22 protein-coding genes are annotated in these 21,031 nt (G+C 68.4%); 10 read left to right on the top strand and 12 right to left on the bottom strand.

The features are described 5' to 3' along the window. Window positions 1-28: 28 nt before the first annotated feature. A complete protein-coding gene (gene serC / locus OWM54_RS34840; RefSeq protein ID WP_267700234.1) occupies window positions 29-1,117 on the bottom strand; it encodes a 3-phosphoserine/phosphohydroxythreonine transaminase in 1,089 nt (362 codons plus the stop codon). A gap of 170 nt (window positions 1,118-1,287) precedes the next feature. On the opposite strand from serC, the gene OWM54_RS34835 reads away from it, so the two are divergent. From OWM54_RS34835 to OWM54_RS34820, 4 genes are read left to right on the top strand one after another with little or no spacing between them, the layout of a single operon-like run. Beyond that, entirely contained in the window at window positions 1,288-1,863 is a 576-nt protein-coding gene (locus OWM54_RS34835; protein ID WP_174816707.1) for an RNA polymerase sigma factor, read from the top strand. Window positions 1,864-1,869: 6 nt separating this feature from the next. Next, window positions 1,870-2,685, top strand: a complete 816-nt coding sequence (locus tag OWM54_RS34830; RefSeq protein ID WP_223784075.1) for a hypothetical protein — start codon at window positions 1,870-1,872, stop codon at window positions 2,683-2,685. Window positions 2,686-2,695: 10 nt separating this feature from the next. Further along, window positions 2,696-4,342: a caspase family protein gene (locus tag OWM54_RS34825; RefSeq protein WP_223745660.1), complete on the top strand. Its 1,647-nt coding sequence runs from the start codon at window positions 2,696-2,698 to the stop codon at window positions 4,340-4,342. Continuing rightward, on the top strand, window positions 4,342-5,439 hold the full coding sequence (locus OWM54_RS34820) for a carboxypeptidase regulatory-like domain-containing protein (RefSeq protein ID WP_223745659.1): 1,098 nt from the start codon (window positions 4,342-4,344) through the stop codon (window positions 5,437-5,439). Before OWM54_RS34825 ends, OWM54_RS34820 begins: the two co-directional genes overlap by 1 nt. A 10-nt stretch (window positions 5,440-5,449) precedes the next feature. On the opposite strand, the gene OWM54_RS34815 is transcribed toward OWM54_RS34820, so the two are convergent. The 4 genes from OWM54_RS34815 to OWM54_RS34800 form a co-directional block, all read right to left on the bottom strand. Continuing rightward, the gene (locus tag OWM54_RS34815; RefSeq protein ID WP_223745658.1) at window positions 5,450-6,175 is read right to left on the bottom strand and encodes a DNA-binding domain-containing protein; all 726 of its coding nucleotides are present in this window, start codon (window positions 6,173-6,175) and stop codon (window positions 5,450-5,452) included. Beyond that, a complete protein-coding gene (locus OWM54_RS34810; protein WP_370640312.1) occupies window positions 6,172-7,017 on the bottom strand; it encodes a DUF692 domain-containing protein in 846 nt (281 codons plus the stop codon). Before OWM54_RS34810 ends, OWM54_RS34815 begins: the two co-directional genes overlap by 4 nt. Before the next feature lie 96 nt (window positions 7,018-7,113). Beyond that, entirely contained in the window at window positions 7,114-7,380 is a 267-nt protein-coding gene (locus tag OWM54_RS34805; RefSeq protein ID WP_223745656.1) for a hypothetical protein, read from the bottom strand. Between the two features lie 107 nt (window positions 7,381-7,487). Beyond that, window positions 7,488-8,948 carry a hypothetical protein gene (locus OWM54_RS34800; protein ID WP_267701192.1) on the bottom strand — a complete coding sequence of 487 codons (1,461 nt, stop codon included), beginning with the start codon at window positions 8,946-8,948 and terminating at the stop codon, window positions 7,488-7,490. A gap of 76 nt (window positions 8,949-9,024) precedes the next feature. Here OWM54_RS34800 and OWM54_RS34795 point away from each other — a divergent pair, with 76 nt between their 5' ends. The 3 genes from OWM54_RS34795 (at window position 9,025) to OWM54_RS34785 (ending at window position 11,269) form a co-directional block, all read left to right on the top strand. Continuing rightward, entirely contained in the window at window positions 9,025-9,447 is a 423-nt protein-coding gene (locus OWM54_RS34795; RefSeq protein ID WP_267700233.1) for a hypothetical protein, read from the top strand. A 68-nt stretch (window positions 9,448-9,515) separates the two neighbouring features. Continuing rightward, window positions 9,516-10,346, top strand: coding sequence for a hypothetical protein (locus tag OWM54_RS34790; protein ID WP_267700232.1), 831 nt, complete (start codon window positions 9,516-9,518; stop codon window positions 10,344-10,346). After that, window positions 10,346-11,269 (top strand): type VI immunity family protein, encoded by a 924-nt coding sequence (locus tag OWM54_RS34785; protein ID WP_267700231.1) that lies wholly within the window; start codon window positions 10,346-10,348, stop codon window positions 11,267-11,269. Before OWM54_RS34790 ends, OWM54_RS34785 begins: the two co-directional genes overlap by 1 nt. Before the next feature lie 25 nt (window positions 11,270-11,294). Here OWM54_RS34785 and OWM54_RS34780 read toward each other — a convergent pair whose 3' ends face one another. The 5 genes from OWM54_RS34780 to OWM54_RS34760 all read right to left on the bottom strand — a co-directional run bounded on the left by OWM54_RS34780 (window position 11,295) and on the right by OWM54_RS34760 (window position 15,328). Then, window positions 11,295-11,924, bottom strand: a complete 630-nt coding sequence (locus tag OWM54_RS34780) for a DUF1036 domain-containing protein (RefSeq protein WP_267700230.1) — start codon at window positions 11,922-11,924, stop codon at window positions 11,295-11,297. A gap of 46 nt (window positions 11,925-11,970) precedes the next feature. Continuing rightward, window positions 11,971-12,867, bottom strand: a complete 897-nt coding sequence (locus tag OWM54_RS34775; RefSeq protein ID WP_267700229.1) for a hypothetical protein — start codon at window positions 12,865-12,867, stop codon at window positions 11,971-11,973. Between the two features lie 163 nt (window positions 12,868-13,030). Beyond that, complete coding sequence (locus OWM54_RS34770; RefSeq protein ID WP_267700228.1) at window positions 13,031-14,068, bottom strand: hypothetical protein; 1,038 nt, start codon at window positions 14,066-14,068, stop codon at window positions 13,031-13,033. A gap of 125 nt (window positions 14,069-14,193) precedes the next feature. Further along, entirely contained in the window at window positions 14,194-14,796 is a 603-nt protein-coding gene (locus OWM54_RS34765; protein WP_267700227.1) for a TetR/AcrR family transcriptional regulator, read from the bottom strand. 7 nt (window positions 14,797-14,803) lie between these two features. After that, on the bottom strand, window positions 14,804-15,328 hold the full coding sequence (locus tag OWM54_RS34760) for a PaaI family thioesterase (protein ID WP_267700226.1): 525 nt from the start codon (window positions 15,326-15,328) through the stop codon (window positions 14,804-14,806). 193 nt (window positions 15,329-15,521) lie between these two features. Here OWM54_RS34760 and fabF point away from each other — a divergent pair, with 193 nt between their 5' ends. The 3 genes from fabF (at window position 15,522) to OWM54_RS34745 (ending at window position 19,618) form a co-directional block, all read left to right on the top strand. Then, on the top strand, window positions 15,522-16,766 hold the full coding sequence (gene fabF / locus OWM54_RS34755) for a beta-ketoacyl-ACP synthase II (RefSeq protein ID WP_267700225.1): 1,245 nt from the start codon (window positions 15,522-15,524) through the stop codon (window positions 16,764-16,766). Window positions 16,767-17,099: 333 nt separating this feature from the next. Beyond that, on the top strand, window positions 17,100-18,743 hold the full coding sequence (locus OWM54_RS34750; protein WP_141325894.1) for a helix-turn-helix domain-containing protein: 1,644 nt from the start codon (window positions 17,100-17,102) through the stop codon (window positions 18,741-18,743). 2 nt (window positions 18,744-18,745) lie between these two features. Continuing rightward, complete coding sequence (locus tag OWM54_RS34745; RefSeq protein ID WP_141325893.1) at window positions 18,746-19,618, top strand: tetratricopeptide repeat protein; 873 nt, start codon at window positions 18,746-18,748, stop codon at window positions 19,616-19,618. Window positions 19,619-19,649: 31 nt separating this feature from the next. Here OWM54_RS34745 and OWM54_RS34740 read toward each other — a convergent pair whose 3' ends face one another. Together OWM54_RS34740 and OWM54_RS34735 are read right to left on the bottom strand one after the other, a co-directional pair. Beyond that, complete coding sequence (locus OWM54_RS34740; RefSeq protein ID WP_267700224.1) at window positions 19,650-20,162, bottom strand: hypothetical protein; 513 nt, start codon at window positions 20,160-20,162, stop codon at window positions 19,650-19,652. Continuing rightward, a complete protein-coding gene (locus OWM54_RS34735) occupies window positions 20,141-20,923 on the bottom strand; it encodes a sulfite exporter TauE/SafE family protein (RefSeq protein ID WP_046715030.1) in 783 nt (260 codons plus the stop codon). The genes OWM54_RS34740 and OWM54_RS34735 overlap by 22 nt, the downstream gene beginning before the upstream one ends. Window positions 20,924-21,031: the final 108 nt, after the last annotated feature.

Raw genomic sequence — 21,031 nt, 5'->3', positions numbered from 1 at the left:
TGGGTTGTTTCACGTGCTCCGACGCACACTAGCCACGCGTCTTCACGAAATGCTCCATGAAGGTGACGAGGGTGCGCACATTCTCCACAGTCACCGCGTTGTACGTGGAAACCCGGATTCCTCCAGCGGTCCGGTGGCCCTTGAGCCCCACCATTCCTTGCCGCTTCGCGTCAGCGACGAAGGCCGCGTCCAGCTCCGGCGTGGGCAGGTGGAACACGACGTTCATCACTGAACGCGACGCGCGCTCCACGGGGGCCCGGTAGAAGCCCGCGTGCGTGTCCAGCGCGCCGTAGAGCAGGTCCGCCTTCTGGCGGTTCCACGCTTCAATCTGGCCCAGCCCGCCCACGTCCTTCATCCACGCGAGCACGTTGCGCACCAGGTAGATGGCCAGCGTGGGGGGCGTGTTGTAGAGCGAGTTGTTCTCCGCGTGGACGGCGTACCTGAAGATCTTCGGGATGTCCTTGCGGCCCTTCGCGATGAAGTCCTTCTGGGCCACCACCAGCGTGACGCCGGAGGGCCCCAGGTTCTTCTGCGCGCCCGCGTAGACCAGCCCGAAGCGCGACAGGTCCATCTTCTTCCACAGGAAGTCGGAGCTCATGTCCGCCACCAGCGGCACCGGCCCCGTGTCCGGCAGCGTGTGCCACTGGGTGCCGTAGATGGTGTTGTTGGTGGTGACGTGGACGTACGCGGCCTTCGCGTCCAGGGACAGCTCGTCCTGGCGCGGCACGCGGGTGTAGTGCTTGTCGGGCTGCACCGTCGTCGCCGCGACGCGGGGCTTGCCGTAGTACTTCGCCTCGTCGAGCGCCTTCTCGCTCCACACGCCCGTCATGAGGTAGTCCGCGCTCGTGTCGGGGGTGAGGAAGTTCATCGGCACCTGGGCGAACTGCTGCGACGCGCCGCCGGTGAGGAAGAGGACCTGGTGCGTGGACGGCAGGCCCGTCAGCTCCGACAGCAGGGCGATGGCCTCGTCGTGGACGGCCTCGTACTCCTTGCCGCGGTGGCTGTGCTCCATGACGGACATGCCGGAGCCCTGGAAGTCGAGCAGCTCGTCCCGGGCGCGCTCCAGGGCGGGAAGGGGCAGGCCGGCGGGACCGGGGTTGAAGTTGATGACGCGCATGGCGGACAGGGCTCCTCTTCGAAATGGAACGGCGGGGCCCATTCTTCCTCCCGACGCCCCCCCGGGAGCCAGTAGGAAGCGGTCCGCCCTCGTCCGCCTCCTCCAGGAGCGGCCCCGGGGACGGGAAATGCAGCGTGGCCACCGGGCCGTCCCGGGGGTCTGGAGGTCAGGTGGGTTCCACGGAGGGACTGGCGGAGTGGGTACGGCGCGCGGCGAGTGGGGAGACTTCCGCCTTCAGTGAGCTGTATCGGCGCACCCGCCCCCTCGTGGCGAGGTTGGTGGCGGGGTTCGCCCCGCTGGACTCGGACGAGGTGGAGGACGTCATCCAGGAGTCCTTCGTCCGGGCGTTCCGGGCGCTGCCCCGGCTGAAGGAGCCGGGGGCCTTCGAGGCCTGGCTGTTGTCCATCGCTCGCAACCGGGCGCGCACCCGGCTGGAGCGAAAGGCCCACCTCAGGAGGTTGGAGGACGACATCGCGGACCCGGAGCCGGAGGCGGTGCCGCCCGTGCCGGAGTCCCTGCAGCTCGAGCGCGACATCGAGGTGGTCCGTCAGCTCATCGCCGAGCTGCCCGAGGGCGAGGAGAAGCGGACAGTGCAGCTTTTCTATATCGAAGGGGAGCTGTCCGCGCGTGAGATTGCGGAGCAGATGGGCGTGGGCAAAAGCGCCGTGACGATGAGACTCGAGCGCTTCCGGGGTCGTATCAAGAGAGAGCTGCTGCGGCGAGTGCTCGCCGGTCGGTGGGAGTGAGAGGTCATGAGACACCTGGATGACGAGGCGCTCGGCGCCCTTGCCCGTCGTGAGCCGGACGCGGTGACGTACTTCCGCGAGCACCTGGCCACCGCGTGTGAGGCGTGTGAGGGCTACCTCGCCACCCACTCCGGCCCTGACGTCCTGGACGGGCGGGTGGACGCGGTGCTCCTGGCCCTGGCGCCTCCGCGCCCCCAGGCCCCCCTGGACGAGGTGGGCCTGGCGCGGGTGAAGAAGCAGCTTCGCGCACCGCCCCGGTGGGACGCGCGGCGCTGGGGCGTGGTGGCGGGCGCGGTGGCCGCGGCGCTCGTCGCGGTGGTGGTGGTGCCCCGGGTGCGCCAGTCGGGCGCCGGGGTGGAGGTGGGCACGGACTCGCTGGCGCCGGGCGTGAAGGGCCAGGTGGGGAAGATTGCCCTGGAGCTGGCGGTGGTGGCGCGCGGCGCGGACGGGAGCCTCAGGCGGTTGGACCCGGACACCCAGGTGGCCCCGGGCGACGTGCTGCTCCTGCGCTACCACGCCACCGAGGCGGGCACGGGCCTGCTCTTCCAGCAGCGGGCCGAGCAGGAGCCGGAGCTGTTGGGCACCTTCGTGCTGGAGGCGGGGACCCATGACCTGCGCGACCCCCAGGGCCTGTCGGGCGTCAGCCTGGAGGGGGAATCGGGGCCGGTGACGTTGTGGTTGGCCGCCACCCCCTCGGGCCTGGAGCCCTCGCCCGACGAGGTGAGGCGGGTCCTGGTGGGAGGAGGTGAGCGATGGGAACAAGGCACGCTCGCCGTGACGAGGTTCGACGTGCGCGTGGGAAGCGGCGAGAATCCGCGCTGACCGAGTCACCGTGAGGCCCCTGCTCTCCATCCTGCTGGCGGCGCTGATGGCGTGCGCGACTCCTTCGTCCCTGGGGACGGAGAAGGGCGGCCTCGTGCCGCTGCGGCTCGACGAAGAGGCGCTCTCCAGCGCCTACACGCCCCGGCGGATGGCGCTGCTCGTGGGCATCTCCGAGTTCGACGACCCCCATTGGCGGGGGCTGCGTTACCCATCGAAGGACGCCAAGGACCTGGCCGCGGCGATGCTGGACCCGACGAAGGGCCGCTTCGACCAGGTGCGCGTGCTCACGCGGCCGGAGGAGACGACACGCGCGGCCATCCTCGCCGCGCTCAGGCAGCTCCGGAAGGAGGCGCACCGCCCGGATGACGTGGTGGTGGTCTACTTCTCCGCGCACGGCACGCTGGCGCGCGACGCCACCGGGGAGCTGCGCCGCTTCCTGGTGACGCGGGACGCGTCCTACCGCGCCATCGCGCAGACGGCGCTGTCCATGGACGCGCTGAAGGCGGAGTTCGACGCGCTCTCCAGCCGGCGGCGGCTGCTGGTGCTGGCCTCGTGTCACAGCGGCAACGGCAAGTCGCTGTTGCCCAAGGAGTTGGAGAAGGAACTGTCGGGCATCAAGTCCGGCTTCTACGCGCGGCCGCTGGAGGAGTCCTCGCGGGCTTCCATGGTGTTCGCCGCCTGTGACTGGGGCGAGACGGCGCGCGAGGACGAGGGCCTGCAGAACGACATCTACACGCACTTCCTCGTCGAGGGGCTGGGCGGCGGCGCTGACCGCAACGCGGACGGAGCCGTCACCGCGACGGAGGCGCACGACTACGCGCGCCGGCGCACGTTCGCCTTCACGGAAGGACGGCAGCGGCCGTCGGCGGAAATCCTGGAGGTGGGCGCGGACCCGGTGGTGCTGTCGGGCAGCATCTCCCGCACGGGCCGGCCGGAGCTGTTCTCCTACAACCCGCGCCTGGATGGCTTCACGCTCAAGGTGGACGGGGAGCCGCGCACGGAGCTGCCGGGCGGCGCGGCGGTGGTGCCGGGCAAGCGCACGGTGGAGCTGACCAAGGGTGACGCGGTGCTGGTGCGCCGCGAGGTGGAGGTGGGTGACGGGGAGCGGCTGCCCCTGGAGCAGCTGTTGTCGGAGGCCTTCCCCCGGCGCTCGCTGTCGCTGCTGGGCGGCATGTTCACCTTCGCGGACGCGAGAAGCCGCGGGGAGCTGTTGCCCATGGCGCCGGAGGTGGCGGTGTCGTTGCGGCTGGAGGACCGTCCGCTGCGCGACTTCGGGCTCTTGTTCGATGTCAGCTTCAGCACGGGCCGCCGCTCGCTGCGGCTCCTGCCGGAGGACACGGTCCCCTTCCGCTACACGACGTTCTCCGCCGGCGTGGCGCTCCCCTACCTGTGGCGCTGGGAGCGGCTGACGCTCTTCGCCGGCCCGCGTGTGGCCACCTTGTACCTGGGGCGGTCTTTCGATGTGGAGACGTACGCCGCCGGGCAGAGTTTCTTCACGGTCAGCCCCGGCGTGGTCGGAGGCGTGGTGCTGAGGGTGGGCGAGCGCCTGGAGTTGGTGGGACAGGCGCAGCTCATGCTGACGTACGTGGTGTTGGACGGGAAGGGACAGGCCGTGGGCTTCACCGGCGGCTGGGCCGGTGTGGGGTACCGCTTTTGATGCGCTCGAAACTGCACATCGCGTTGGGAGTCCTCCTGGCCCTGGGCGCGGGAGCGTGCGGCAACCTGGAGAACGCGCCCCTGCGGCTGGGCACCATCGAAGGGGCGCTGTCGGAGTACGACCCGGCGCACGCCCTGGTGTCGGTGGTGGGCGCGCCACAGCTGCGCTCGACGGTGGATGACCAGGGACGCTTCAAGCTGGAGAAGGTCCCCTCCGGGGACGTGGAGCTGTTCGTCGTCGCCACGCGGGAGAAGGCGACGCGGGTGAAGGTGAAGGTCTCCGCCGGCAAGGCGCTCGAGGTCGAGCGCGTCGAGCCGAAGGCCGCGGGCTTCCTGGAGCTGCGCGCGCGGTCCACCCAGGGCGAGCGGGTGGCGGGCGTGGAGGTGACGGTGCTGGGCACGCACCTGGACCAACTGCAACTGGATGGCAAGGGGCGCGTGCAGGTGGGCCCCCTGCCGGACGGGTGCTACGAGCTGTCCATCGTCGGCATGGGGTTTCCGGAGGTGCGCTCCTCGGCGTGCGTCGGCTCGGGAGAGAAGAAGGAGCTGCGCGTCCAGTTGCAGCCCCGCGCGGACCTGGTGAACCGGTGCGCCGCGACGGGCTGCGAGGACGGCCTGGTGTGCGGCCCGGGTGGCCGCTGCGTGGAGTGCGTGGAGGACGACCAGTGCGGCGCGGGCATGTCGTGCAAGGGCTTCCGCTGCAACGCGAATGGCCCCCAGTGCGGCGCGTGCGTGAATGGCCGCAGCTGTGATGACGGCTCGGCGTGCATGCTGCTCGTCGGCGGCGGGCCGACGTGCGTGAAGTCGTGCTCGGAGACGGTGGACGAGGACGACCTCGCCGCGAGCCGCTGCGAGGCGGGATTCACCTGCCAGGCGGGCAACTGCCTGCCGGACACGCAGCGCTTCCTGAGCTGCAGCGCGCTCCTGCAATTCGGCGCGGAGTGCGCGGACGACGAGCGCTGCCAGGGGCTGGGCATGTCCACGGGCCTGTGCGTGGAGCGCCAGTGCACCGTGCCGTGCGTCGAGGACCTGGACTGCCCGGGCGCCTCGCGCTGCGAGGACACCCTCGACGGGCGCGTGTGCTCGGTCCGCGACTGAGGGCCCTGAGTCACCCGCCCGGCGTGAGCACGAGCCCGTCGCGGGAGAGCCGGGCCACCGCGCCGAGGACGTCGGCCTCGGGCATCCCGGTGGCCGCCGTCACGTCCGACGCGGACAGGCCCTCCACCGCCATCTTCAGCACGAGCAGCGTGGGCGGCGTGGCCTCCTGGTAGTACGTCACCAGGTCCACGGGGTGGCGCCACAGGAGCGCCAGCTCCTCGCCGCGCTCGGGCGCCCCGCCCTCCCCCCGACTCCGCACGTGCGCGCAGAGGCGGAAGGTGTGCTCCAGCACGGCCAGGGTGGGGTTCGGCGTCAGCGTCTCCACGCGGGTCGGCGACGGCGCCTGGGACGAGAACACCGCGAAGTCCGTCCACTCGAAGCGCGCGAGCTCTGCGGCGTGGGACGGCAGGCCGTGGGACACGAGCGAGTCCGCGACGAACGCGGGGAAGCTCTCGCCCAACCGGTTCACCTCGTGGTGCCGCGCGGGGCGCGTCAGCGTGTAGCCCTCCACGAGCGAGGTCCATGCCTCCGGCCCCACCGCGCGGCGCAGGAGCGGATAGAGCTTCTCCACCGCGCCTCGCACGTGGCCTCGCACGAAGTCGCCGTAGAGGGACACGCGCCGGGCGGGCACGTCCCACCCCGGGTGCCTCGCGTAGAGCTGCTCGAGCGAGGCCGTGCCGGGCTTCGCGAGGTAGGCACCCATGCCGTCGAAGAAGTGCTTGAGCTCGGGCTTCATCGTCGCTCCGTGTCGCCGAGCACGGCGCGCGCCTGGTCCGCTTCGTCCAGCACGGCCGTCATCGACGGGATGTCCTGGTCCCACTCGATGAGCGTCGACACGGGGCCGGTGCGCTCGAGCACGTAGCGATACAGCGACCACACGTCGTCACAGACGCGGTCTCCGTGCGTGTCGATGATGACGTCGGGGTAGCGCGTGTGGCCGGCGAGGTGCACCTGCACCACGCGCTCGAGCGGCAGCGCGTCCACGAAGGCGCGCGCGTCGTAGCCGTGGTTGAGCGCGTTGACGTAGACGTTGTTCACGTCCAGGAGGAGGCCGCAGTCCGCCTGCTCCACCACGTGCCGCAGGAAGTCCGCTTCGCTCAGCGTGCCCCCGGGCATGTTCGCGTAGTAGCTCGGGTTCTCCAGCAGGAAGGGGCGGCCCACGCGGGCCATCACCTCGCGCACGCGCGGCACGACGTGCTCCACCGCGGCCTCACTGAAGGGCAGCGGCAACAGGTCGTGCAGGTACACGCCGCCCAGGCGCGAGTAGCACAGGTGGTCGGAGAAGAACGGCGCGTCCACGCGCTTCACTAGCGCGGCCAGGGCCGTGACGTAGTCGATGTCGAGCGCGTCCGGCCCGCCGATGTCCAGGCCCACGCCGTGCGGCAACACGGGCCAGCGCTCCACGCACGCGTCCAGCGCGCGCTGGGGACGACCGCCGAGCGACAGGAAGTTCTCCGGGATGATCTCCACCCAGTCGAGCGTGCGCTGCGTGCGCGGCAGCTCCTCGTAGAAGCTCCGTCGCAGGCCGATGCCCGCGCCCAGGGGCTTCAGTCCGTGTCTTCGCGCGTACGTCGCCACCACGGCGGGGGACCTCCTACGGGGTTGATGCGAAACCGGGCGGTGGGAGCGGATGTTCCCACCGCCCGGAGGGGGCCTGGATGCGGCCCGTGACGACTACTTCTTGCCGCAGCCGCCCGCGCCGCAGGCGTGCTCGGTGCCCTTCTCCGGCGTCGCGGCGGGGGTGGTGCCGTCGGTCTTCTGCGCGCCGCAGCCCGCCTCGGCGCCCTTGTCGCCTTCGGCCTTCTGCGCGCCACAGCTGCCCTCGGCGCCCTTCTCCGCGGCGGCCGGCTGGGCCTCGGCGGACTTGGTGGAGGCACAGCCGGTGGCGAGGGAGGCCAGGGACAGGGTGCCGACAATCGCCGCAAGAGCCTTCGCGTTCATGGGGTTGCTTCCTTTCGGTACTGCGTTGAGGGGGTTACTGCTCGAGCGCGCGAGTCATCTGGAAGCGCGATGAGCGCCAGCGTCGTTCTGGACATGGCGGACCTCATCTACGGATGTCGATGAATCGCGGATGCATCCGATACGCAACTTCCCGCACGTGGGTTACACCCACGACTTTCCAGTGCCTCGCGCAGCGCGCTGTCACGGGCCGGCACCAGTTGGATGCCCTCTGCGCCCGTCGTCACGCCCAGCGCTTGTAGCAAACCTTCCTGCTCCACAAAAGCAGGCCGCTCGAGGTGGCGGGCGAGCAGCGCATCGAACAGCGGCCGCCCCGCGACCTCGTCCACCGCCATGCCGAAGGCACCGAAGGTGGACGTGCTCCCCCGCGCCGCGAGCCCCTCCAACACATCCTCCAGGTGGCGTCGGTTTCCAGTGACACGGCGGATTTCCACATCGAGATGCAGGGCGAAGAGCGCGCCGGTCCAATAGGTGCCTGGGGAGAAGTCGCTGTCGGCGACGACCTCCTTCATGGTGCGGGCTTTCGCCACGCCTCGGCCGCGCCCGAAGCCGTCCACCAGCTCGCCCCAGGCGCGCTGGGCGCTTTGTCTTCCCGAGCGGACCTGCGCCATCTCCGTGAGGTAGGTGGCGAGCCCCTCCGACAACCACGGCACGCGCGGGAGGATGGCGGGATGCGCGAGGTGGAGCATCTCGTGGAGCGCGACCCAGTCGCGCTCGAACGAGGCTTCGGTGGCGTCCTGTCCCACGAGCAGCGAGATGCTGGGTGGAGAGCTCCACAGCACCATGCCGAAGAGGCCGGGGCCCTCGCGCCCGGGGACGGGGATGACCCGCACGGTGATGCGGGGATAGGGGAAGGCGCGGCGCACGGTGAGCACTTCGTCCGCGGTCCGCTTCAGCCAGTGGCACACCCGCGCGTCGTCCAGGTGGGTGAAGTGGCCGAGCACCGCGACCTCCAGCACCGCGTCCTGGAGGGACACCTGACACCGTCGCCCGCCGAAGGCGTGGAACCCCGAGTCGACGAGGTCCTCGGCGCGCAGGTGGTACAGGCCGTTGTCATCGGGTTGCCAGGGCAACAGGGCATCGATGCCCTCGACGACGAGTTCCACGCGCAGGTCGGGTGGGGCCAGGTTGGGGCGGATGAGGTACGTGCGGCCCGTGAGGTGCCACGCGTCGTCCTCGGCGCTCCCCGCGAAGAGGTCCGAGCCGTGTCCACGACGACGGGGTTCGAGTGCATAGCGATAGCGCAGGAAGCGGATGTCGCGGGGCAGTTGCACCAGGCCGTCGCGGACCGGGACGTCGAGACGCTCGCCGTCCTCGCGGAATGCGCTGACGGAGTCGACGCCGCCGGGGCGGGTGAAGCGGAAGGTGCGCGGCGTGCCTCGGACGAGGACAACCTCCACGTCGAGGGCGGGCGTGGGTTCGCGGACGTAGGTGAGGTTGTAGCGCAGCGCCGCCGAATCCTTCGCCGCGCGCGGGCGGACACCCCCGAGGCACGACAGCGCCACGAGGCAGAGCAGCGGGAGCATCGAACGGATGCGCGCGTGGGACATCACGGGCGAAACCCTAGCCTGGAGCGAAGCGTGCGCGGGAGCGGCCATCGGCGCTTCCGTGAGAGAGAGTGTGGGCATGACCCTCCGTGGCCGCTCTTCCGCCCCGGCATCCGACGGTGACTGGAGTGAGCCGGACCAGTCGCTCGTGACGGCCTGGCGGCTGGACACGCTCGCCGTGCTGGCGGACCGCCTCCAGCAACGAGGAGACCCCCGCGGCGAACTGATGGCGTTGGATTTGAATCCGAAGCCCGAGGACCGTGGCTGGCGGCATCGGAGGCAGGCGGTGCTCGCCGCGGGTGAGCACGAGGACCTCGCGTTCGACGCATCTGGCGCACTCGCGGAGGCCGTGGAGACGCTGTTGGACCTGGAGGACCTGGGCCGGGAGTTCTTCCCCGAGGGCAACCCCTTTGCGCACGATGGGCTTGGAGCGTTGGAGGCCGCGCTCGGCTCTCCGTTGGACTCGAGCCCCGCCCACTTTCATCTCGTGTGGGGCTCGTAGGCGGAGAGACCAGGCCCCTCATGACTGCGCCGTATCGGACTCACAGGGCGACGGGTAGATTCCGCGCCGTGCATTCCGACTTCATGAGCCTGATGACACGTCTCCTCCGGAAGTCCACGCCATGGTGTCTGTCCCTGGTCCTGCTGACAGCATGCGCGAGCAGCCCGAGCCGTCCCGGACATGGGGACCTGCGCTTTGACACAGAAACTGCGGCGAGGCTTCGCCACGCGGCTGCGGTGTCGAGGAGCGCGACTGGCGCTGCGGCAACCCGAGATGTCGCCTCGCAGCTCATCAAACTCGCACCTGCCACGCTCATCCTGATGAAGCATGACGAGGCAGTGAATGAGCTTGAAGAGCGTCTCGTGGATTGCGCCATCCAGGCGGAACGCCAGATCAATAACCGCTTCTTTGGCGGTCGACCACCAACGCGGAACGAATGCCTCGAAACAGTAGAGGTAGACGCCTGTGGAAAGTCCGTGACCCGCGCCATGCATCTGGGGCAACAGAAGCATGTGCTTGCCCTCAAATGTGCTCGCGAGGTGCTCGACTCATTGTGGCCCGCCCCATTCAGCATCGAACAACGCTATCGCTACTATCCCCAGGCCAAGATTCTCGAAACCATCGGAAGAGCCGAGGAGGCACGCCTCCTTCGCCAGGGGTGTGGACAAGAACTCTGGCGCACCATCAAACCGGATATCGTTCTGCACGAAAGTCACGACTTACTGAAGTCCGCACTCACTCTTGATTTCAAATTCCCCTGCCCGAACACGAATCAGGCCCAATGGACTCGCTACGGCGCATCCAGCGCCTATTCGGGAAAGCGACAGGATGAGATCTATACAGCGGCCCTGGGTGGAAAGACCGTCATCATCTCCCCACGAGAGGGCGTGGTGCCTTGATGAGCGATGAAATCCCTGTCATCCGACTCCACACGAAGAATGGGGAACTCGTGGCCCGCGATGGACTGGTTCTCTCCTTCTTCATCCATCGAAACCATGAAGATGTAGCCCACGCGATATGGCGAGCCTTGCAAATCTACCTTCGTGCCATCCCTCCTCAATCCCTGGGCTGGTATGGCTCTGACGAAGGAGACATGGTTCCACTGGATGATGAGGGATGGGAGCACAACCGCAAGCAAATCCTTGAGCGCTCGTGGGGGACGGCCTGGATTGTCGAGCTGTTCGAGAACGCGGGGGGGGGCGGGAGCTATCAATTCGAATATCACGGGAGGCGCATTGATGAGCCCTCGTGGCCGACGCCCCAAAATCCAGCCACGAGCGTGGCCTTTACCTTCCCCACCGAGTACCTGGTGACACATGGCCCGGAACATTTCCGCACCCTGGCCCTCGAGATTGCTCGTGAGCTTCCGTTCAGCTTTGGGTACGCCAGCCCCGCGATCATCTCCTCATCAGGAGCCTGGTTCTCCCTCCGCAAGCAGGTCCAAGAGGTGCTCCAACGCTATCTGGGACTGGACCTCCCACGTCTGGGAGAGACCAGCCGGAACATCGGAACGCAGGCGCGAGGCGCCTATTGGCTCACGTTCCTGGGCCAGCCGTTGCTCGGTCAGCTTGGAGGTCGCGAGACCGTGGAGCGCCAGCTCGACCTGCCAGGAGTGTCAGTCCAATCCCTAGACGAGGAGCGAATACTGGTCACGTTGGGAGAGCGGCCCGAGGCGCTCGACACCGAAAGGCAATCCATTCCACTCCCCTATCGGGAGATGACACGCGTCCTCGAGCCCTTCCTGTTTTATGAAGAAGAGGTCACCGGGCTGCCGTGGGACCCCATCAGCCTGCGCCTCCGGAACCGTCGCCTCGGGGAATAAAGCGAGGCGATGCGTCCAGGTCTGCTCATCTGACGAGGTTGACCGTCAGGTTTCCGGAGCCGAAGGTCTTCGGCCTCATCACCAGCCTCCGGTCCCCGAACAGGCAGTTCTCCGTGCAGTGATTGAAGCCAATCTGAGGGACGCACGCGGACAGGCCGCTTGTTTGGGTCCAGAGGCCTCCATCGTCGGCCTCGGCGTAGTAGTAGACCGTCGAGGCCTGCGTCCGGAGGACGAACACCTCCTGGTTCAGGCCAATACCCCACCACCCCCGTGCGACATGGCCGCCCGAAGCGCCTCCACAGGCGACCGGATCAGGGAAGGCGATGAAGATCCAGATCGTCGAGCCGTAGCTGTTGCGGAAGCGCAGCTCCCGCTCCGTCGCCAGCAGGGCACGCTCCTGAACCAAAGGGGGCTGGCTCTGGCGAATGAGCCCCGGGGAATCATTCACGCTATTGAGCGCGGTGAGCTCCGGCAGCTGCCCCTCTCGAGCCGTGACTCCAATCGAGGGTCGAGCACCGAATGCCCCGGTCGGGGACAGCTCGGAAGCGACACTCCACCCGTTCGCCCAGGCACCGCTCCCCGCGCCCACTCCCAGCAGCGTACCTGCACGAAGAAAACCTCGCCTGTTCATCGAAAGCCTGCCTGGCTGACGCATGATATTCCTCCCGCGCAACGAAGAATGGGGACTGTCTTTGCCGACGTCAGGGGCTACCGCACAAGCCGTAACTGCAGTTCCACCGGAACGCGAGCGTGGCGTTATACCCACCGCCCGCGTTGTTGAACGTGTCCCATCGATGATTGCGGATGTAGTACTCGAAGCTGCCGCAAGCCACGAGCGGCGGACACGTCGCGTAGCTGCCGCTGTACGCGTAGAACGACCGCCAGTATCCCGGATTGATGTTCCACGAGCCATTCACGGACAGCTCATACGAGAACCAGATCCCCGCGACCGTGCCCCAGGCCTCGACCTTGGCGAATGACGACTTCGAATTCGCGGATGCCCATCCATTCCCGGCGACGTTCAGCCAGCACTTGACGAAGTCCCCACTCGGAAAACAGAAGCTGTTGAGCTGGGATGCATCCCCCGCCGAAGAACGAGGGGCGGGCCCCTCCGCGGCCCACGCGGGAAGCCGAGAGCCACCCGAGTTGTCACCATGTCCCTCCGCCCTGAGCAAGGCCTCGGGCGGCACGGCGCCTCCCGTCAGCTGGCGATAGAGGTCGGCGGAGGAATGGGCGGCAAGCTCCCTGTCTCCCAAGACGCTCCCCTCTCCCAACCGCCCGCTCTCCGAGACGAGGATGCCGTCAGGCTTCAGCTCGTGGAAGTCGACGAAGTGCTCGGGTGCCACCTCGACTCGGGCAATCAGATGATTGAGCGCATCCAGCCTCGGACCCAGTTTTCGCGCGGCGTCCAATGCGGCCACGGGGTCCTCCTCGTGGAGCTCGCGAATGCGCTGGAGGGTCAACCGCGCCTCTTCCTGTGACGAGGGATTCAGGTCCAGGGGCGCCTGCTCCTCCCCTGGAGCGCCGCTGCATCCCGCCGCGAAGAGAACGGCCACCATCAACCAGACTTCCCGCCGAATCGGACACCCGAGCTTCATCGTGTACCTCCGACTCACATGGAATGTGTTCCTCCAACCGCACAGTCAGATAGCGCAACGAATCGCAGACCAACATCCCTAGTCCTAGGGATAGGGATGCATTCTCGTCAGACGCGGAGATGGCGAGGTTGGCCCTGGAAAGAGGGCCAACCCACCCGTTGAATCAGTTGCGGACGATGACGTAATTGAGCGCTGCTCCGAACCAGGTGCCGTCGCCGTTATGCCCCCGGTACTTGTATCTGCCGGGCGCCCGCCACAGGTAGGTATCGGCGACCTGAAAGTAGTTTTCGAAGCACAGAATGGCATTGTCGCCCTCGCTGCCCGGCTCCTCGTAGCCCACGCCCGTGGGGATCACGAGCGCCGACCAGTCACTCACCGCGGTGTTTCCCTGCGTGGCGAAGGTCTGGTTAGAAGAGACGGGGCCTATGACGCTCACGTCGCGCGAGACCAGCAGGTAGTGCGCCTGGCTGCTGTATACGGCCGACAGGCCCTGGTTCGAATAGCGGAACTTGTACGTGGCTTGGGCTTGCCAGGTGGAGTTGTCGATGATCGTGTAGGACGTCGAGAACCGCAGCAGGGAATTGTCGAACTCGGCGCCGACCTCCTCCATGCCGGCCGACGCGGGGCTGACGACGATGTTCCAGTCAGAAACCGACGTCCCCGATGGCACGGCAAGGTTCTGACCATGCGAGAGCGTACCACCGACGCTCAACTCCTTGCGGACCAGCAGATAGTCGACGCTGCCAGAATACCAGGTGCCGGGCCCACTGCTGTTACGATACTTGAAACGAGCCCAGACCGACCACCCAACGGTGCTGAGCGGCGCAGCCGATACCTCGAAGCGCAGGAGGGCATTGTCGCCCTCGGATCCTATCTCATAGAAACCCATTGCCCTGGGAACAACCAGGATGTTCCAGTCGCTGACGCTCGTCCCCGGTGGGGCGGCAATGGTCTGCCCATGAGTCGAAGTCCCCGCGATGGCATTCGCGGCCATCGCAACCGGGGGGGTGAAAAGGGCCAAGACCGCGAGGAGAACAAGACGTATGCGGATAGTCAACACGGTGAACTCGCTGAGCGTGAGGTTGGTCTGACTTGTCGTTGACCAAAAGTGAAGACTGGTCACGCAGAGCGTACCATCGAACTCTGACTGCGCCACCCAGAACACGCATTCACTTCGACGACTGGGAATCAGAATGGACAAGATTACCGCCAGACTGCGAAGCCTCTCCTCGGTGCGGCCAGTGAGCGCGGCGACATTCAAGCCACTCTGGATTTGTGAAGTGAGCGAAATCCTCGCGGCCCTGGCATTGGAGTGACCACCCAACGTCAGTCGCCCTGATTCTTCTCCGGAGCCGCCGCGCCCGCGAGCAGGAAGGCGCGCGCCGCCTCCAGGATTTCATCCGAGAGCGGCGTCGCCTTCGTCGCCCGCGCGAGCGTCATCGCCCCGAACAGGAGCGCCACCGTCGCCAGCGCGCGCTGCCTCCCGGTGACACCCTCCCCACTTGCGACCCGGGCCCCCAGCTCCGCCGCGAGCGTCTCCACGCCCCGCCCCAGCGCCTCCTGCGCCTCGGGCGTGCCCCGCGTCACGTCCGACAACACGGAGGGCAGGATGCAGCCCTCCTCCATGTCGTCACGGTTGTGGCGGTTCAGGTACCGCCGCACGAAGTGACTCAGGAACTCCGCGCCGCGCAGCTCCTCCAGTCCCCCCAGCCAGCGCGAGTGCTGATGCTGGAAGAACGCCCGCACCGACTCCGCGAGCAGCGAGTCCTTCGACGCGAAGTGCGCATAGAAGCCGCCCACCGTCAGCCCGGCCGCGCGCATGACGCGCTCCACGCTCGCGCCCGCGAACCCCTCCTTCCGGAAGAGCGACTCCGCCGCCGCGAGGATGCGCTCGCGCGTGGCCTGCTTGTGCTCGGGTGCGTAGCGCATCGCTGCCCTACTCCCGGCCACCCGGACCCGCGGGCCTGAACACCATGCACGTCGTCGTCCCGTGCGCGTACAGCTTCCCGCTCGCGTCCGTCAGCCTCGCCTGCGCCGTCGCCACCCGCCCCCCCACGTGAATCACCTCGCCCGTGCACGTCAGCTTCCCCGTGTCCTGGGAGATGGCCCGCACCATGTTCACGTGCAGCTCCAACGTCGTGTACCCCGCCCCCACCGGCAACGTGCTGTGCACCGCGCACCCCAGCGCCGAGTCCAACAGCGTGGCCGCCAGGCCCCCATGCACCGTCCCAATCGGGTTGTAGTGGTACTCCCCCGGCTCCACCTCGAACACCGCCCGCCCCTCGGACACCTCCACCGGCGCGAAGCCCATCAGCGCGGCAATCGGCGCCCCCGGCACCTCCCCCCGGACGATGGCGCGCAGGTACTCCAGCCCCGACATCGTCTTCGCCGCCGTCACGCCCTCCCGATAGTCCCGCCACGTCACCGTCCGGGTCCGCGCGTCGCTCTTCGCCTCGCTCATGGCCTCTCCCTCGATGAAATGATGGCCGTCATCGTCCCAGGACCGGACATCCACACGTTCCTCGACAATGAGGCTTGCCAGATGAAATGATACCCATAATACAAATGGACATCGAGTGCACGCCGCGAAGAAGGAGGGCGCACGGACGGCCGGCCCGTGTGTTCTCCTGGCGTGCCATGCAAGGGAGCGGCGGATGCAGAAGCGGCGCGTGGTGGTGACGGGACTGGGGCTCATCAGCCCCTGCGGGACGGGCGTGGAGAAGAGCTGGGAGGCGCTGGTGCGCGGCCAGAGCGGCGTGGGCCCCATCACCCTCTTCGACGCGAGCGCGCTCGACTGCCGCATCGCCGGCGAGGTGAAGGACTTCAAGGTCGAGGACCACATCGAGCGGCGCGAGGCCCGACGCATGGACCGCTTCGCCCACTTCGCCGTGGTGGCCTCCGACATGGCCCTGGAGGACTCGGGCCTGAAGGTCACCCCCGAGAACGCCGAGCGCATCGCCACCATCATCGGCTCGGGCATCGGTGGAATCGGAAGCCTGGAGGAGACGTTCCGCCGCGCGCTGGAGAAGGGGCCGGACCGCATCAGCCCCTTCTTCGTCCTGCAGATGATCATCAACATGGCCCCCGGCTATGTGAGCCTGCGCCATGGCCTCAAGGGCCCCTCCTGGGCGCCCAACTCCGCGTGCTCCACCAGCGCCCACGCCATCGGCGAGGCGATGCGCGGCATCCAGCGCGGCGACTTCGACGTGGCGGTGGCCGGAGGCGCCGAGGCCCCCATCTCCCTGCTCGGCGTCGGAGGCTTCGCCGCCATGCAGGCCTTGTCCCTGCGCAACGACGCGCCCCATGCCGCCAGTCGCCCCTTCGACGCGGACCGCGACGGCTTCGTGCTCGCCGAGGGCTCCGGCATGCTCGTCCTCGAGGAGCTGGAGCATGCACGCGCCCGCGGCGCCCGCATCCACGCGGAGCTCACCGGCTACGGCGCCAGCGCCGACGCGTACCACGTCACCGCGCCCGCCCCCGAGCACGAGGGCGCCCAACGCAGCATGCGCGCGGCCCTGAAGGACGCCGCCTTGCGCCCCGCCGACATCGGCTACATCAACGCGCACGGCACCTCCACGGACGTGGGCGACCTCATGGAGGTCCAGGGCATCCACCACGTCTTCGGCGACGCCGCGCGCTCCGTCGCCGTCTCCTCCACCAAGTCGATGACCGGCCACATGAACGGCGCGGCGGGCGCCGCGGAGGCCGTCATCAGCATCCTCGCCCTCACCCGGGGCCTGCTGCCGCCCACCATCAACCTGGAGCGGTTGGATCCACGCATCGACCTGGACTGCGTGCCCAACACCGCCCGGCCCGCCCAGGTCGATGCCGTGATGAGCAACTCCTTCGGCTTCGGCGGCACCAACGTGTCGCTCATCTTCCGAAGGCTGATCCCCTGAGCCCTGTCCCGCATCATCCCTGTAAACCGCGAAAACTCGTTTACCAACACACGCGAACCGCATGCCGCATCGCGGCGGTAAACACTTGACAAGGTGCGTCGAGCACCGCCCGGAACGCACATCCGCGCGAGAACAAAGTGCAACGATTACATGTGGTTGCACATGCTCGACAGGTATCGGACAGGTGGCAGTTGGCTGTTCCGTCGCCGGCCGCACAGGGGGAGCGCGGTCGAAAAACGCTGATTGCAAATCGGTAAATCGATTTGCAAAGTGGTTGAAAGGGTCCGTGAGGCGCGAGGGCCAGGCGCGCCCTGTGGTGGACCCGACTCAGCCATGAACGACAACGCACTGAACGCCAACGTGGGCCTGAAGCTCCGGGGTCTGCGGCTCGCCCGCAACATCAAGCAGGCGGACGCGGCGAAGGACCTGGGGGTCTCCCCCGCCTACTTGAACCTCATCGAGAAGGGCAAGCGCGTGATGCCCTTCCCGCTGCTCTGGAAGGCCCTTCGCTACTTCGACCAGGACCCCGAGCAGTTCATGTCCACGCTGGGCGAGGGCCGGGTGGACGAGGCGCTCGCGAAGCTGCTCGACGAGCCGCTGCTCAAGAGCCTGGACATCGACCCGGAGTCGCTCCAGTCGCTGTCGGCCGAGCCGAAGCTCGCCGGCACCGTGGCCGCGCTCTTCAACCTCTACAAGAACACGCGCACGCAGCTGGAGAACGTGCTCGCGCAGCTCAACGTGGAGGAGCGCACGCGGACCCAAGGCAGCAGCGCCGGCAACGGCACGGTGCCCGGCGTGCGCTTCGACTACTCGCCCTTCGACGAGGTGAGTGACTTCCTGGAGACGCACCGCAACTACTTCCCCGAAATCGAGGAGCAGGCGGAGGCCCTGCGGCGCGACGTGAGCCTGGAGCGCCAGCTCACCAGCGGGCAGCTGATGCAGCTGTTGGAGAAGCGCTTCGGCTACCGCGTGCTCATCGACGCTTCGCCCAGCGGCTCGTCCGTGGTGCGGCGGCTGGACCCGGAGGAGCAGACACTCACGCTGTCACCGGACCTCACCGAGCAGCCGCTGAAGTTCCAAATCGCCGCGTCCATCGGCCTGCTCATGCTGGACAAGGAGAAGCTGGTCGAGCGCATCCTCGGCGCGGGGCGCACCCGGCACGGCGAGACGACGCGGCTCATCAAGGTGAACCTGGCCAACTACTTCGCCGGCGCGCTGATGCTGCCGTACGGGGACTTCTTCAAGGAGGTGCAGCGCACGCGCTACGACGTGGAGCTGCTGTCGAGCATCTTCGGCTCCACCTACGAGACGGTGGCCCACCGGCTGTGCAACCTGTCGGACCCGAAGCGCCCGGGCATTCCGTTCCACTTCCTGCGCTCGGACATCGCCGGCAACATCTCCAAGCGCTACAGCGGCACCGGCATCCGCTTCGCCAGCGGCGGCGGCAGCTGCGGCAAGTGGGCCGTGCACCTGGCCTTCCTCAACCCGTCCCAGCTCACCCGGCAGTATTCGATGATGCCGGACGGCACCACGTACTTCTGCTTCGCCAAGGTGCAGCTGCAGCCGACGGAGGGCTCCATCGTCAAGGGCACCGCCTACTCCATCGGCCTGGGCACCCACGCGGAGAACGCGAAGTACCTGGCGTACGGTCTGCCCACCAACGACCTGCGCAAGGATGCCATCCCCTCCGGCATCTCCTGCCGCTTCTGCGAGCGCACCGACTGCAACCAGCGCGCGGCGGCCAGCTACCGCTTCGCCTTCGCGTTCGACGAGTACACGAAGAAGGACTGCTTCTTCTCCCCGCTGCTGGGCTACGAGCAGGCCGACAAGGTGGAGAAGGAGCGCCACGTCGGGGGCGCCCACGGCGCCACTGGAAATGGCGGCGGCGCGCAGCCAGGCGTCAATGGCGCTGACGGGAGCGAGAAGCACGATTCGTTGGACAAGGCGGCCCGGCGCCGCAAGGGTGGCGACGCGTGAGCATGCACCCGCCCGAAGACACCGAACGCGCCCATCTGCTGGAGGCGCTCCAGAAGCAGAAGAACCAGCTGGCCACCCTGCGCATCACCGGCACGCCCACCACCGTGGGCCAGGGCCTGGTGAGCCTGGCGGAGCTGCACGGCCTGCTCGAGGACCACGCCGCCAGCCGCCAGTGCTACGAGGAGGCGCTCGGGATGTTCCAGGAGGCCGGCTACAAGCCGGGCCTGGCCCAGGCGTACTTCGGCATGGGCGTGGCCAAGGCGAACTTCGAGGACCACCGCGGCGCGCTGGAGCTCATCGCCAAGGCCGCGATGCTCTTCAACGAGACCAAGGACCGCGAGGGCGAGGCGATGTGCCGCGCCTGCGTCGGCGAGTCCCTGCGAGCGCTGGGTCAGCCCGAGGCCGCCGAGGAGAAGTACCAGGAGGCGCTCATCCTCTACCGCCAGACGCGCAACACCGGGCGCACCGCGCGGCTGCTGCTCGACATCGGCGACATCCGCATGGAGAAGGCCGAGTACGAGCCGGCCCGGAAGCGCTTCCTCGAGGCGATTCCCCTGCTGGAGCAGGGCGACGACCCCGAGGCGCTCGCGCTGGGCCACCTGCTGCTCGGCGAGTCCGAGGGCCTGCTGGGCAACCACGAGGGCGCGCGCTCGCACCTGCTGCGCGCGGTGGAGCTGTACCAGGAGCTGCACGACCACGTGCACGAGGCGCGCGCCCGGTGGGACCTGGGCCTGTCCTGCTACTACACGCAGGACCTGCCCGCGGCCCGGGAGCAGCTGGAGGCCGTGCTGCCGCTCTACGAGGAGCAGGGGCGCATGGACGAGGTCGCCAAGGTGCGCAACATCCTCGCCCACTTCGCCGCCCGGGGCGCCTGAAGCGCCCCACCGCCTCACGGGGTGCCGCGCGTCACGCCTGGATGCCGGCCCCCACCGCCAGGGCCAACAGGCCCAGCACTCCCGCGGCGATGACGGCGTAGCGCCACTCTCCGCGCAGGCCCAGGAGCGTGCCCGCCACGCCCAGCCGCGCCACCGGCGTCACCAGCAGCAGCGACGCCGCCGCCTTGCGAAGCTGGTCGATGGCCACGTGCGTGCTCTCCGAGCCCGGCAGCGCCTCCAGCCCCAGCGACAGCACGAACATGCCGCCGCTGAGCACCGCGCCCACGCGCAGCACGCGGGCAATCCACCGGTCTCCGGCCAGCGCCCTGTCGCGCACGCGCGGGGTGCTCGGCGCGGGTGCCTCCAGGGTGCTCGCGGTGACGGGCTCCGACTCCAGCTCCGGCGCCGTCTCCGCCGCGGCCGGAGCGGACGTCGCCGCCACCGCGTTGTGCGTCAGCCTCGCAGGCTCCGCCATCACCGCGGAGACCGTTGGAGGTTCTTCTCCGTCCGGGTCCTCGCCCCTCACTCCCAGATGCTCGGCCACAGTCCCGCCCCTCCCTTCCACAACATCTGCCCCGCCACCGTCAGCAGCACCAGCGCGAACAGCCGCTTGAGCACCGCCGTGGGGACCTTCGGCATCAGCCGGCTGCCCACATAGGCGCCGGCCAGCACGCCCACCACCAGCGGCGACACCAGCGCCAGCTTGAGGTGCCCGCGCAGCGCGTACGCGGCCACGCTCGCCGCGCCCGTCACGCCAATCATCAGGTTGCTCGTGGCGCTGGCCACCTTGAAGGGCACGTGCATGCCGTAGCTCATCAGCGGCACCTTCAGCGGCCCTCCGCCGACCCCCAGCAGCGCGGACAGGCCACCGGCCACGAACGAGCCGGAGATGCCCAGCGGATAGTTCGTCGGCTGGTAGTCGTCCAGCGTCGCCGGCTCGCGTCGGGGCGAGCGCAGCAGAATCATCTGCAGCGCCACGTAGAGCGTGAACAGGCCGAACACCACCGCCACCATCGCCGGCGCGATGAGCGCCGCGACGAGGCCCCCCGCGATGGCGCCCAGCACCGTGGCCAGCTCCAGCGTCAGCCCCAGCCGGATGTCACTCAGGTGGTTGTCCACATAGCCGGCGGCGGCCGCGCACGAGTTGGCCACCACGCACATGAGGCTCGCCGGCACCGCCTCCTCCAGCGGCAGCCCGAAGCCCAGCACCAGCGCGGGCACGAGCACGATGCCGCCCCCGATGCCGAGCATCGCTCCCAACGCCCCCGCGAGCCCGCCCACCACCATGAGGAGAAGTACCGTCATTCCTCCACGAGGATAGGAGCGGTGAGCCGCCTCGCACAGCGGCATTCCCCGACGGCAGGCAGGCTCGGCAGGACGGTTGCTCTGCGCGCGAAACGCCCTGGCACCGCA

The sequence above is a fragment of the Myxococcus sp. MISCRS1 genome (genome assembly GCF_026626605.1).
GTDB lineage: Bacteria > Myxococcota > Myxococcia > Myxococcales > Myxococcaceae > Myxococcus > Myxococcus fulvus.
Note: the sequence above shows the minus strand (reverse complement) of the source record. Positions and strands in the feature narration are given on the sequence as shown.